The 15,409-nt window shown below is 61.8% G+C and carries 1 protein-coding gene (cut by a window edge); it reads right to left on the reverse strand.

The genetic code is table 11. The features are described 5' to 3' along the window. On the reverse strand, positions 1-15,409 hold the final stretch of the coding sequence (locus APT63_19380) for a hypothetical protein (protein ID AMA47625.1). Its footprint extends 18,203 nt past the window's final position; 15,409 of the gene's 33,612 nt are visible here — the last part of the coding sequence; its start codon lies off the right edge, out of view — the gene reads right to left on this strand; the stop codon is at positions 1-3.

Here is a 15,409-nt window from a genome sequence, read left to right on the forward strand (position 1 = left end):
TCAGTTGTTGGAGTTGTCGATCTTGATGGTCGGGTCGGCACCGCTGATCAACGAGTTGATGCTGGAAGTCGACCAGTTGACACCTTCGAGCTTGATCGACACATCGGCGTTGGCCAGGCCACCCGCTGCGTTGAGCTTGCCCTCGCTGCTGACCTGCAAGGTCGAGCTGCCGTCGACCGTGCTGATCTTCAGGAAGTTGTCGATGGTGCTGGCCTTCTCGCCCTGCAACAGATCACGCAGATCGATACGGTCGCCTTCACTGGCCTTGAAGTCCTTGATCACGTCATTGCCCGTGTCACCTGCCCTCCAGATGAAGGTATCGGCACCCGTGCCGCCGGTCAGGGTGTCGTTGCCCTTGCCGCCGATGAGGAGGTCGTCGCCTTCGCCACCGTCCAGCAAGTCATTGCCGTTGCCGCCGAGCAGGATGTCGTTGCCCTTGCCGCCGTACAGCTTGTCGTCACCGCCCTGGCCGAACAGGATGTCGTTGCCATTGCCACCGTTGAGGAGGTCGCCCCCATCGTTGGTGCGCGAGACGTCGAACTCGTTGTAGTGCTCGGAGACGTACTTGTGCATCAGTCGCGCATCCACACCGCTGGCATCGACGCCCAGCTTGCCGGCCACGTACCCTTGCAGTGCCTCGACACCCGTGCCGGTCACGCCGTTGAAAGTCACCAGGTCACCGAACAGGATGTCGTTGCCGTCACCCCCGTTGACCGTATCGTTGCCTGGTGTGGTCGGCTCGGTATGGCTGAGGATGGCATCGGCCAGCTGACTCGGGTCGATGTTGGTCTGCGGCGTTTGGTCCGAATCATACGGCTTCAGGTCATTGGCATTGATATCGCTGTTCAGGCCAATGGCTTCGACGTTGGACAAATCAGAGAGCAGTTTGAAGCTGCCTTGCGAGTTGACCGTCGCGCTATCCGATGGGCTGCCTGTTCCTGCAGTGCTTGATAGCTCGAAACCGCCATTGCCTTCAGCATGAAGCTCGCCTTTCAAGACGGTCTTCATGTACGAGCTAAACAGCCAGTACTGCTTGACATCTACTGTCAACACGCCGTTGTTGACACTGACATAGGTGTTGCCATTGTCGAAATAGCGTCCGGCGATGGATCCGCCTGGCTGATACCCGTAGGTGCTCAGGTAGGTGTCCAAGGTGATACCGGACGAAGTCAGGGTCGGGTTGCTGTCTTCACCGGTCTGATAGGCCGTCGGTTGCCCGTCGGTTATGAAGTAGGTCTGATTAGTGCCTGTGCTACCGGCATTCTTGAGGTTCTGGAACCAGTTGGCAGTCGTCTTGAAAGCATCTTCATAGTTGGTCAAGCCATCCGATGCCATGGTAGACAGCGCATTTTTCAGCGTCGCCAGGCCCGCATCATTGAGCGTCACCGAGACGGTGCTCTTGACCTGGGTAGCGAAATCCACCAGCAGGACGTTCACCGTTCCAGACATGGAGCCCTTCACGCTTTCCGCCAGTTTCATGAACACCGTTTCCAACGACTTCTTGGCGGCGTCCACGCCCGTCTGACCCATGCTGCCCGACGTGTCGACGATGAAAGCGAGGTTATAGCTCTTGCCAGCTATCACCCGCAGGCCTGAAACGTCTGCCACGACGATGTCACTGCCAGTACCGGCGTTATACGTATCGTTGCCCGTGGTCAGGTTGGTGGCCGTGTAGGTGTCGGCATAGACCGTCACCTTCAAGGTCCCCTCGTTGATGGCCGTGCTGCCGCCGACGTTCTCCGAGGACATCGACGTCACCTTCACGTCGAACTGACCGGAGTAGTACGCCGGTGGCTTGATGGCCAGGTTCGACAGGTTCCAGCCCGTGACGTCCACGGCAGCCGAGCCGACCGTGACGCTGTGGCCTGCGTTGTCGCTGAGCACGGCACCTGCCGGAATGCCGCTGAGCTTGACGCTCAGGCTCTCGGAACCATCGGTATCGGTCAGCGCAGTACCGATACCGACCAGTTTGACGCTGCCGTTCTCCGGCCCTTCATTGAGCTTGTAGCCGTCATAGTAGGTCTGGCCGCTGGCGTTGGTATGCACATCCGATGGCGTCAGCCCGGCACCGGCCATGTCGCTCAGGCTCTGGTACATCGGGATGTTGGTACTGCTCAGGTCCGTGACCGCGCCGCTGCCGACCTTGATGTTCAGGTCATAGCTGCCCGGACCCGACTGGTTGGCATGGTACACCTCGATCGGGTAGTAGCCGCTGGTGGTCGGGGTGAAGCTGCCCGAAATGCTGCCACCGCCGCCCCAGGTCGCATTGACCACGCCTTTGCCGCCGATGGTGACGTACAAGCTGTCGTCGGCTACGCCACTGAAGGTGTAGACCTTGCCGGCTTCCAGGTACAGCAGGCCCGAGGTCTTGGAGCCGGTCTGGGCCGTCACGCTGCTGTCGGACTGCACGTTCGTGGTGGTCTCGCTGCGGTTGGCGCTGCCAGAGTTGGCGAACACCGTCTTGAGCGCTTCACCCGTGATGCCGTTGCCGTCGTTCCCAAGGCCCTTGAGGGTAGTCCAGGACTCCTTGGTCAGACCCAGAGAATTGACGTTGTTGCTGGCGATGCTCAGCGTCGGCTTGTCCGCCACCGGTGCGATGTCGATCTTCATCGTCGCTTCGGTGCCGACGTTGGTGCCGTCGAACGGTTTGAACTTGACCTGCGCGTAGTCGGCCTGCTTGTTGCCGACACCCGAACCACCATAACCATCGACGCCCGACTGGTTGGCCAGCGGCACGAACTTCAGGTAGCCCTTGCCGATGTCCGCCTGGCTGACCGTCTGGTTCAGCGTGACGTCCACCCAGGCCGTGCCGTTGAAGAACTTCAACGCGCCCAGGTCCGGCAGTTTGCTGATGCTCACGCTCAGACCGGTGTTGCCGTCGGCGTCCGTGACCTTGAAGTTGTCCCAGGTGAAGACGTAGTCGGTGTCTTCGACGCCGGTAACTGCGCCGCCGGTGGACACCGGGGCGTTGTCGTTGTCGATGATCGTCGTGGTGATGCTGGACTTGCTGGCGTCGATCGCCAGGTTCTCGAAGCCACCCCCGGTCGCGCTGGTGACCTTGACGACGAAGTTCTCCGCACCTTCGACCAACTGATCATCGATGGTCTTGATGTCGAAGCCCACGCTGCTGGCGTTGGCCGGGATCTTCACGGTGGTGACGCCGGTGTAGTCCTGGCCGTTGGTCGCAGTGCCGCTGTAGGTCAGCGTGACCGTGACTTCGCTCTTCGAGGGGTTGGTCAGGTTCAGCGTGTAGTGCGCCGTTCCGCCTTCGATCACCGAGGCATCGCCGCTGAGGGTCAGGCTGGTCAGGTCGCCCTGCCCGGCCGGCTCGTCGGTGACGGTGGTGGTGCGGGTTTCTCCACCCAGGGTCAGCTTCTCGAAGACCTCGCCGCCGCTGACCGAGGCCAGCTTGTTGACGATGTCCGCCTGACCACCCACGTAGGCATCGTCCTTGGCGACGATGGTCACGGTGCCCGTGGTGCTGCCGGCGGCGACCTTGAGCAGGGTGCCGTCGGTGAGAGTGAAGGTCAGGCCACTGTGGCCACCGACAGGCAGGCCCTGGGCATTGGTCAGGGTCACCGTGTAGGTGACCTGGCCGCCTTCGGTGACGGTGGTCTTGTCCGCCGTCAGGGTCGCCACGACCTCGTTGATCGTGTCGCTGATCTGCACGGTGGCGCTGCTGTTGATATCGAGGTTCTCGAACGACTTGCCGACCACGGCAGCGTCCTTGACGCTCAGGGTCAGCGAGCCTGCATCCTTGAACACGTCCTCGCCCTGGATCGGCGCCTTGTAGATCGCCTGGGTCTGGCCCGCGTCGATGACGACCTGCGCACCGTTGCTCAGCGTCACGGTGAGCGCTTGGTCGAGCTTCTGGCTGACCTTGATGGTGAACGACGGCTGCTCGGTTTCGTTGACGTCGCCATTGCTGACGATGGTCACCGAGACCTTGTCGCCCTGGTTGGTGGAGCCCGTCGTGCCGCTGCCTGGCTCGTCCTTCACCGAGGTGAAGACTTCGTCCTGGCTCATCGTCAGTTTTTCGAAGATGTCGCCGCCGGCTACGGTCACCAGTTTGTTGACGATGGTGGCATGGCCGCCGATGAAGACGTCGTCTGGCGCAGTGACTTGAGTGGTACCCGTGGCGCTGCCTGCGGCCAGGAACACCTTAGTGCCGTCGGACAGGGTGAAGGTCAAGCCATTGTGACCGCTGACTGGCAATCCTTGAGCATTGGTCAAGGTGACGGTGTAGTTGAACGTGTTGCCCTCGATGACCGATGTCTTGTCGACAGTCAGGGTTGCGATCACTTCGCTGACCGTATCGCTGATCTGCACGGTGGCCGCATCGCCCAGCTGCAGGTTCTCGAAGGCCTTGCCCGTGACCGCAGCGTCCTTGATGCCAACGGTCAGCGATCCGGCGTCCTTGAAGACGTCATCACCCTGGATAGGCGCCTTGTACTGGGCCTGGGTCTGGCCGGCCGCGATGACGACACTGGCGCCATTGGTCAGGGTCACGGTGAGGTCGCGATCCAGTATCTGATTGACCTTGACGGTGAAGGCTGGCGCCTGCGACTCGTCCACATCGCCATTGCTGGTGATGGTGACCAGCACCTTGTCGCCCTGGTTGTTGGAGCCAGTCGTACCCGAGCCTGGCTCGTCGGTGACGGTCGTGGTGCGGGTTTCGCCGCCCAGGGTCAACTTCTCGAAGTTGTCACCGCCGCTGACCGAGACCAGCTTGTTGACGATGTCGGCCTGGCCGCCGGTGTATACGTCGTCCTTCGCCACGATGGTCGCGGTGCCGGAGGTGCTGCCAGCCGGGATCTTGACCACGGTGCCGTCGGTCAGGGTGAAGGTCAGGCCGTTGTGGCCACTGACCGGCAGACCTTGGGCGTTGGTCAGGGTCACGGTGTAGGTGACCTGACCGCCTTCGGTGACGGTGGTCTTGTCAGCGGTCAGTGTCGCCACGACTTCGCTGGTGGTGTCGGTGATCTGCAGCGTGGCTGGCGTGGTGCTCAGTTGCAGGTTCTCGAAGCCTTTGTTGCCGGCATCGACTGCGCTCTGCACGCCCAGCTTCACGGTTTCGCCATCTTTGAAGACGTCGTCGCCTTGAGCCGCCAGGGTGTAGGTAGCCGTGGTTGCGCCGGCTTTGACGGTCACAGTGGCACCGTTGCTGAGGGTGACGTTGAGGTCACGCTCCAGCGTGCGGTTGAGGGCGACGGTGAAGGTCGCCGGCTGGTTCTCGTTGACGCTGGTCTGGTCGGCGGTGATGCCGACAGTGACCAGATCGCCGCCGTTCGAAGTGCCAGTACCGCCTGGGTTGCCAGGGGTGCCAGTCTCATCGGTGACGGTCGTGGTGCGGGTTTCGCCGCCCAGGGTCAGCTTCTCGAAGTTGTCGCCGCCGCTGACCGAAACCAGCTTGTTGACGATGTCGGCTTGACCGCCGGTGTATACGTCGTCCTTCGCCACGATAGTCGCGGTGCCAGTGGTGCTGCCCGCAGGTACCTTGACCACGGTGCCGTCGGTCAGGGTGAAGGTCAGGCCGTTGTGGCCACTGACCGGCAGACCTTGGGCGTTTGTCAGGGTCACGGTGTAGGTGACTTGGCCGCCTTCGGTGACGGTGGTCTTGTCGGCCGTCAGCGTTGCCACGACTTCGCTGGTGGTGTCGGTGATCTGCAGCGTGGCTGGCGTAGTGCTCAGTTGCAGGTTCTCGAAGCCCTTGCCGCCAGCATCGACTGCACTCTGCACGCCCAGCTTCACGGTTTCGCCATCTTTGAAGACGTCGTCGCCTTGGGCTGCCAAGGTGTAGGTAGCCGTGGTTGCGCCTGCTTTCACGGTGACCACGCCACCATTGGTCAGCGTGACGTTCAGGTCACGCTCCAGCGTGCGGTTGAGGGTGACGGTGAAGGTCGCCGGCTGGTTCTCGTTGACGCTGGTCTGGTCGGCAGTGATGCCCACGGTGACCAGATCGCCGCCGTTCGAGGTACCGGTACCGCCTGGGTTGCCAGGGGTGCCCGTCTCGTCGGTGACGGTCGTGGTGCGGGTTTCACCGCCCAGGGTCAGCTTCTCGAAGTTGTCGCCGCCGCTGACCGAAACCAGCTTGTTGACGATGTCGGCTTGACCGCCGGTGTATACGTCGTCCTTCGCCACGATGGTCGCGGTGCCAGTGGTGCTGCCCGCAGGTACCTTGACCACGGTGCCGTCGGTCAGGGTGAAGGTCAGGCCGTTGTGGCCACTGACCGGCAGACCTTGGGCGTTGGTCAGGGTCACGGTGTAAGTGACCTGACCGCCTTCGGTGACGGTGGTCTTGTCGGCCGTCAGCGTCGCCACGACTTCGCTGGTGGTATCGGTGATCTGCAGCGTGGCTGGTGTGGTGCTCAGTTGCAGGTTTTCGAAGCCTTTGTTGCCGGCATCGACTGCGCTCTGCACGCCCAGCTTCACGGTTTCGCCGTCTTTGAAGACGTCGTCGCCTTGTGCGGCCAGGGTGTAGGTCGCCGTGGTCGCACCCGCTTTCACAGTCACGGTAGCGCCGTTGCTGAGTGTGACGTTGAGGTCACGCTCCAGCGTGCGGTTGAGGGTGACGGTGAAGGTCGCTGGCTGGTTCTCGTTGACGCTGGTCTGGTCGGCAGTGATGCCCACGGTGACCAGATCGCCGCCGTTCGAGGTACCGGTACCGCCTGGGTTGCCAGGGGTGCCCGTCTCGTCGGTGACGGTCGTGGTGCGGGTTTCGCCGCCCAGGGTCAGCTTCTCGAAGTTGTCGCCGCCGCTGACCGAAACCAGCTTGTTGACGATGTCGGCTTGGCCACCGGTGTACACGTCGTCCTTGGCAGTCACGACGACGCTACCGCTGGCGTTACCGTTGGCGATCACGACCTTGCTGCCGTCGCTGAGGGTGAAGGTCAATCCACCATGGCCTGTCACCGGCAGCCCTTGGGCGTTGCTGAGGGTCACGGTGTAGGTGACCTGACCGCCTTCGGTGACGGTCGTCTTGTCAGCCGTCAAGGTCGCCACGACCTCGTTGGTGGTGTCGAGAATCTGCAGGGATGCCTGGGTGGCATCGATCTGCAGGTTTTCGAAGCCTTTGCCACCGGCATCGACAGCGGACTTCACGCCCAGCTGAACAGTCTGACCGTCCTTGAAGACGTCATCGCCTTGAGCCGCCAGGGTGTAGGTGGCTGTCGTGGCGCCGGCCTTGACGGTGACGACACTGCCATTGGTCAAGGTGACGTTCAGATCACGCTCGAGCGCGCGGTTGATCGTGACCGTGAAGGTCGCGGCCTTGTCTTCGGTCACCGACGGCTGATCGGCCGTGATGCCCACGGCAACGAGGTCGCCACTGTTTGGTGTACCGGTACTGCCCGGGTTGCCTGGCGTACCAGCCTCATCGGTGACCGTGGTGCACGTGCTGCCCGAGGTCGACAGCTTCTCGAAGACGTTGCCACCGGTAATGCCGGTGATCGACTTGATGATGCTTGCCTGACCACCGACGTAGACGTCGTCGGCCGTGGTCAGTACGTAAGTGCCGCTCGCCTTGCCAGCTTCGATGGTGACGACACCACCGCCTTCCAGCGTGAAGGTCATGCCTTTGTGGCCAGTGACCGGCAGACCGTCCTTGCTGATCAGGGTCACGGTGTAGGTGATCTGACCGCCTTCGGTGACGGTGGTCTTGTCGGCCGTCAGTGTCGCCACGACTTCGTTGATCGTATCGGTAATCTGCAGCGTTGCTGGGGTAGTGCTCAGTTGCAGGTTCTCGAAGCCTTTGCCGCCCGCATCGACCGCGCTCTGCACGCCCAGCTTCACGGTTTCGCCGTCTTTGAAGACGTCGTCACCTTGAGCGGCCAGGGTGTAGGTCGCCGTGGTCGCGCCTGCTTTCACGGTCACGGTATCGCCGTTGCTGAGGGTGACGTTGAGATCACGCTCCAGCGTACGGTTGATCGTGACGGTGAAGGTCGCTGGCTGGTTCTCGTTGACGCTGGTCTGGTCTGCGGTGATGCCGACAGTGACCAGATCGCCGCCGTTCGAAGTGCCAGTACCGCCTGGGTTGCCAGGGGTGCCCGTCTCGTCGGTGATGGTTGTGGTGCGGGTTTCGCCGCCCAGAGTCAGCTTCTCGAAGTTGTCACCGCCGCTGACCGAGACCAGCTTGTTGACGATGTCGGCTTGGCCGCCGGTGTATACGTCGTCCTTCGCCACGATGGTCGCGGTGCCAGTGGTGCTGCCCGCAGGTACCTTGACCACGGTGCCGTCGGTCAGGGTGAAGGTCAGGCCGTTGTGGCCACTGACCGGCAGACCTTGGGCGTTGGTCAAGGTCACGGTGTAAGCGACCTGACCGCCTTCGGTGACGGTGGTCTTGTCAGCCGTCAGCGTGGCAATGACTTCGCTGGTGGTGTCGGTGATCTGCAGCGATGCCGGGGTGGTGCTCAGTTGCAGGTTCTCGAAGCCTTTGCCGCCCGTATCAACTGCGCTCTGCACGCCCAGCTTCACGGTTTCGCCGTCTTTGAAGACGTCGTCGCCTTGGGCTGCCAAGGTGTAGGTAGCCGTGGTTGCGCCTGCTTTCACGGTGACCACGCCACCATTGGTCAGCGTGACGTTCAGGTCACGCTCCAGCGCACGGTTGAGGGTGACAGTGAAGGTCGCCGGCTGGTTTTCGTTGACGCTGGCCTGGTCGGCGGTGATGCCGACAGTGACCAGATCGCCGCCGTTCGAAGTGCCAGTACCGCCTGGGTTGCCAGGCGTGCCTGTTTCGTCAGTCACATCGGTGGTGACATAGCCAGAAGTCGACAGCTTCTCGAAGACATTGCCACCGGTGATGCCAGTGATGGATTTGGCGATGGTGCCCTGCCCACCGACATAGACATCGTCAGCCGTGGTCAGCACGTAGCTACCACTTGCCTTGCCAGCCTCGATGGTGACGACGCCGCCACCTTCCAGCGTGAAGGTCATGCCTTTATGGCCGGTGACTGGCAAGCCATCCTTGCTGATCAGGGTCACGGTATAGGTGATCTGACCGCCTTCAGTGACCGTGGTCTTGTCGGCCGTCAGTGTCGCGACGACTTCGTTGATGGTGTCGGTGATCTGCAGCGTTGCTGGAGTGGTGCTCAGCTGCAGGTTCTCGAAACCTTTGCCGCCAGCGTCGACCGCGCTCTGCACGCCCAGCTTCACGGTTTCGCCGTCTTTGAAGACGTCGTCGCCTTGGGCAGCCAGGGTGTAGGTGGCCGTAGTCGCGCCCGCTTTGACGGTCACGGTGTCGCCGTTGCTGAGGGTGACGTTGAGGTCACGCTCCAGCGTACGGTTGAGGGTGACAGTGAAGGTCGCCGGCTGGTTCTCGTTGACGCTGGTCTGGTCTGCGGTGATACCCACAGTGACGAGATCGCCACCGTTTGGCGTACCGGTACCGCCCGGATTGCCTGGCGTGCCAGCCTCATCGGTGACCGTGGTGCACGTGCTGCCCGAGGTCGACAGCTTCTCGAAGACGTTGCCACCGGTGATGCCGGTGATCGACTTGATGATGCTTGCCTGACCGCCGACGTAGACGTCGTCGGCTGTGGTCAGCACGTAGCTGCCGCTTGCCTTGCCAGCCTCGATGGTGACGACACCGCCGCCTTCCAGGGTGAAGGTCATGCCTTTGTGACCGGTAACCGGCAGACCGTCCTTGCTGATCAGCGTCACGGTGTAGGTGATCTGACCGCCTTCAGTGACGGTGGTCTTGTCCGCCGTCAGTGTCGCCACGACTTCGTTGATCGTATCGGTGATCTGCAGCGTTGCTGGAGTGGTGCTCAGCTGCAGGTTCTCGAAGCCTTTGCCGCCCGCATCGACCGCGCTCTGTACGCCCAGCTTCACGGTTTCGCCGTCTTTGAAGACGTCGTCGCCTTGAGCGGCCAGGGTGTAGGTAGCAGTGGTCGCACCTGCTTTTACGGTCACAGTGTCACCGTTGCTGAGGGTGACGTTGAGGTCACGTTCCAGCGTACGGTTGATCGTGACGGTGAAGGTTGCAGGCTGGTTCTCGGCAACGCTTGGCTGATCGGCCGTGATGCCGACAGCGACCAAGTCACCACCGTTCGAAGTGCCAGTACCGCCTGGGTTGCCAGGGGTGCCCGGTTCGTCAGTGACAGTCGTGGTGCGAGTTTCGTCGCCGAGGGTGAGTTTCTCGAAGTTGTCGCCACCGCTGACCGAGGCCAGCTTGTTGACGATGTCAGCCTGGCCGCCGACGTAGGCATCATCTTTCACCGCGATGGTTGCGGTGCCGGAGGTGCTACCAGCCGGGACCTTGACCACGGTGCCGTCGGTCAGGGTGAAGGTCAGGCCATTGTGGCCGCCGACCGGCAGACCTTGGGCGTTGGTCAGGGTCACGGTGTAGGTGACCTGGCCGCCTTCGGTGACTGTGGTCTTGTCGGCCGTCAGCGTGGCCACGACTTCGCTGGTGGTGTCATTGATCTGCAGCGATGCCGGGGTGGTGCTCAGTTGCAGGTTCTCGAAGTCTTTGCCGCCAGCATCGACGGCGCTCTGCACACCCAGGTTGACGGTTTCGCCGTCTTTGAAGACGTCGTCGCCTTGGGCTGCCAGGGTGTAGGTAGCAGTGGTCGCACCTGCTTTTACGGTCACAGTGTCACCGTTGCTGAGGGTGACGTTCAGGTCACGCTCCAGTGTGCGGTTGATCGCGACCGTGAAGGTCGCTGGCTGGTTCTCGGCAACGCTGGACTGGTCGGCAGTAATGCCAACGGTCAGCAGGTCACCACCGTTGTTGCCGCCTGGGGTACCTGGGTTACCAGGAGTACCCGGCTCGTCGGTGACACTCGTGGTGCGGGTTTCGCCGCCCAGGGTCAGCTTCTCGAAGTTGTCGCCGCCGCTGACCGAGGTCAGCTTGTTGACGATGTCAGCCTGGCCGCCGACGTAGGCGTCGTCTTTCACCACGATAGTCGCGGTGCCGGAGGTGCTACCCGCAGGTACCTTGACCACGGTGCCATCGGTCAGGGTGAAGGTCAGGCTGTTGTGGCCACCGACCGGCAAGCCTTGGGCATTGGTCAGGGTCACGGTATAGGTGACTTGGCCGCCTTCGGTAACGGTGGTCTTGTCGGCCGTCAGCGTGGCAATGACTTCGCTGGTGGTATCAGTGATCTGCAGCGATGCCGGAGTGGTGCTCAGTTGCAGGTTCTCGAAGCCCTTGCCGCCGGCATCGACTGCATCCTGCACGCCCAGCTTCACGGTTTCGCCGTCTTTGAAGACGTCGTCACCTTGAGCAGCCAGGGTGTAAGTCGCGGTGGTCGCGCCTGCTTTCACGGTCACGGTGTCGCCGTTGCTGAGGGTGACGTTCAGGTCACGCTCCAGGGTGCGGTTGATCGTGACAGTGAAGGTTGCAGGCTGATTCTCGGCAACGCTGGTCTGGTCGGCAGTGATGCCGACGGTCAGCAGATCACCACCGTTGTTGCCGCCTGGAGTACCTGGGTTACCAGGAGTACCCGGCTCGTCGGTCACAGTCGTGGTGCGAGTTTCATCACCGAGGGTGAGTTTCTCGAAGTTGTCACCGCCGCTGACCGAGGTCAGCTTGTTGACAATGTCAGCCTGGCCGCCGACGTAGGCGTCGTCTTTCACGACGATGGTCGCTGTACCGGAGGTGTTGCCAGCTGGGACTTTGACCACGGTGCCGTCGGTCAAGGTGAAGGTTAGACCGGTATGGCCGCCGACCGGCAGACCTTGGGCGTTGGTCAGGGTCACGGTGTAGGTGACCTGGCCACCTTCATTAACGGTGGTCTTGTCAGCGGTCAGCGTCGCTATGACTTCACTGGTGGTGTCGGTGATCTGCAGCGTGGCCGGGGTAGTGCTCAGCTGCAGGTTCTCGAAGCCTTTGCCGCCTGCATCGACTGCGCTCTGTACGCCCAGGTTGATGGTTTCGCCGTCTTTGAAGACGTCGTCGCCTTGTGCAGCCAGGGTATAGGTCGCCGTGGTCGCGCCCGCTTTCACGGTCACGGTATCGCCGTTGCTGAGGGTGACGTTCAGGTCACGCTCCAGGGTGCGGTTGATCGTGACAGTGAAGGTTGCAGGCTGATTCTCGGCAACGCTGGTCTGGTCGGCAGTAATGCCGACGGTCAGCAGATCACCACCGTTGTTGCCGCCTGGGGTACCTGGGTTACCAGGAGTACCTGGCTCGTCGGTCACAGTTGTGGTGCGAGTTTCATCACCGAGGGTGAGTTTCTCGAAGTTGTCACCGCCGCTGACCGAGGTCAGCTTGTTGACGATGTCAGCCTGGCCACCGACGTAGGCGTCGTCTTTCACGACGATGGTTGCGGTGCCGGTGGTGCTGCCGGCTGGGACTTTAACCACGGTGCCGTCGGTCAGGGTGAAGGTCAGGCCATTGTGGCCGCCGACCGGCAGACCTTGGGCGTTGGTCAGGGTCACGGTGTAGGTGACCTGGCCGCCTTCGGTGACTGTGGTCTTGTCGGCCGTCAGCGTGGCCACGACTTCGCTGGTGGTGTCATTGATCTGCAGCGATGCCGGGGTGGTGCTCAGTTGCAGGTTCTCGAAGTCTTTGCCGCCAGCATCGACGGCGCTCTGCACACCCAGGTTGACGGTTTCGCCGTCTTTGAAGACGTCGTCACCTTGAGCAGCCAGGGTGTAAGTCGCGGTGGTCGCACCCGCTTTAACGGTCACGGTATCGCCGTTGCTGAGGGTGACGTTCAGGTCACGCTCCAGCGTACGGTTGATCGTGACGGTGAAGGTTGCGGGCTGATTCTCAGCAACGCTGGACTGGTCGGCAGTAATGCCGACGGTCAGCAGGTCACCACCGTTGTTGCCGCCCGGAGTACCTGGGTTGCCAGGGGTACCCGGCTCGTCGGTCACGGTCGTGGTGCGAGTCTCATCACCGAGGGTGAGCTTCTCGAAGTTGTCACCGCCGCTGACCGAGGTCAGCTTGTTGACGATGTCAGCCTGGCCGCCGACGTAGGCATCATCTTTCACCACGATGGTCGCGGTGCCAGAGGTACTACCCGCAGGCACTTTGACCACAGTGCCATCGGTCAAGGTGAAGGTCAGGCCGGTATGACCGCCAACTGGCAGACCTTGGGCGTTGGTCAGGGTCACTGTGTAAGTGACCTGGCCGCCTTCGGTGACGGTGGTCTTATCGGCCGTCAGTGTGGCTACGACTTCGCTGGTGGTGTCGGTGATCTGCAGCGTGGCTGGCGTAGTGCTCAGTTGCAGGTTCTCGAAGCCTTTGTTGCCGGCATCGACTGCGCTCTGCACGCCAAGCTTCACGGTTTCACCGTCTTTGAAGACGTCGTCGCCTTGAGCAGCCAGGGTGTAGGTAGCAGTGGTCGCGCCCGCTTTGACGGTCACGGTGTCGCCGTTGCTGAGGGTGACGTTGAGGTCACGCTCCAGCGTACGGTTGAGGGTGACAGTGAAGGTCGCCGGCTGGTTCTCGTTGACGCTGGTCTGGTCCGCCGTGATACCCACAGTGACGAGGTCACCCCCGTTTGGCGTACCGGTACCGCCCGGATTGCCTGGCGTGCCAGCCTCATCGGTGACCGTGGTGCACGTGCTGCCCGAGGTCGACAGCTTCTCGAAGACGTTGCCACCGGTAATGCCGGTGATCGACTTGATGATGCTTGCTTGACCACCGACGTAGACGTCGTCGGCCGTGGTCAGTACGTAAGTGCCGCTCGCCTTGCCAGCCTCGATGGTGACGACACCGCCGCCTTCCAGTGTGAAGGTCATACCTTTGTGACCGGTGACTGGCAGGCCATCCTTGCTGATCAGGGTCACGGTGTAGGTGATCTGACCGCCTTCAGTGACCGTGGTCTTGTCGGCCGTCAGTGTCGCGACGACTTCGTTGATGGTGTCGGTGATCTGCAACGTTGCTGGAGTCGTGCTCAGCTGCAGGTTCTCGAAGCCTTTGCCGCCCGCATCGACCGCGCTCTGTACGCCCAGCTTCACGGTTTCGCCGTCTTTGAAGACGTCGTCACCTTGTGCTGCCAGTGTGTAGGTAGCAGTGGTCGCACCCGCTTTGACGGTCACGGTATCGCCGTTGCTGAGTGTGACGTTGAGGTCACGCTCCAGCGTGCGGTTAATCGTGACGGTGAAGGTTGCAGGCTGGTTCTCGGCAACGCTTGGCTGGTCGGCAGTAATGCCGACAGTCACGAGGTCACCGTTATTGGTGCTGCCTGGAGTCCCTGGATTGCCTGGGGTGCCCGGCTCATCGGTCACATCGGTCGTGACATAGCCAGAAGTCGACAGCTTCTCGAAGACATTGCCACCGGTGATACCAGTGATGGACTTGGCAATGGTGCCCTGCCCACCGACATAGACGTCGTCGGCCGTGGTCAGCACGTAGCTACCGCTTGCCTTGCCAGCCTCGATGGTGACGACGCCGCCACCTTCCAGGGTGAAAGTCATGCCTTTGTGACCGGTAACTGGCAGACCGTCTTTGCTGATCAGCGTTACGGTGTAGGTGATCTGACCGCCTTCGTTGACCGTAGTCTTATCAGCGGTCAGCGTGGCCACGACTTCATTGATGGTGTCGGTAATCTGCAGCGTGGCTGGGGTAGCGTCGATTTGCAGATTTTCGAAGCCCTTGCCGCCGGCATCGACTGCATCCTGCACGCCCAGTTTCACGGTTTCGCCATCTTTAAAGACGTCGTCGCCTTGAGCAGCCAGGGTGTAGGTCGCCGTGGTCGCGCCCGCTTTGACGGTCACGGTATCGCCGTTGCTGAGGGTGACGTTCAGGTCACGCTCCAGCGTGCGGTTGATCGTGACCGTGAAGGTCGCTGGCTGGTTCTCAGCAACGCTGGACTGGTCGGCAGTAATGCCGACGGTCAGCAGGTCACCACCGTTATTGCCGCCTGGGGTACCTGGGTTGCCAGGAGTACCCGGTTCGTCGGTCACGGTTGTGGTGCGAGTTTCATCACCCAGGGTCAGCTTCTCGAAGTTGTCACCGCCGCTGACCGAGGTCAGCTTGTTGACGATGTCAGTCTGGCCGCCAACGTAGGCGTCGTCTTTCACGACGATGGTTGCGGTGCCGGTGGTGCTGCCCGCAGGTACCTTGACCACGGTGCCGTCGGTCAAGGTGAAGGTCAGGCCGTTGTGGCCACTGACCGGCAAGCCTTGGGCATTAGTCAGGGTCACGGTATAGGTGACTTGGCCGCCTTCGGTGACGGTAGTCTTGTCAGCGGTCAGCGTGGCCACGACTTCGCTGGTGGTGTCGGTGATCTGCAGCGATGCCGGGGTGGTGCTCAGTTGTAGGTTTTCGAAGTCCTTGCCGCCAGCATCGACTGCGCTCTGCACGCCCAGGTTGATGGTTTCGCCGTCTTTGAAGACGTCGTCGCCTTGGGCTGCCAGGGTGTAGGTAGCAGTGGTCGCACCTGCTTTTACGGTCACAGTGTCACCGTTGCTGAGGGTGACGTTCAGGTCACGCTCCAGTGTGCGGTTGATCGTG

It is taken from the genome of Pseudomonas monteilii (assembly GCA_001534745.1).
Lineage (GTDB): Bacteria > Pseudomonadota > Gammaproteobacteria > Pseudomonadales > Pseudomonadaceae > Aquipseudomonas > Aquipseudomonas alabamensis.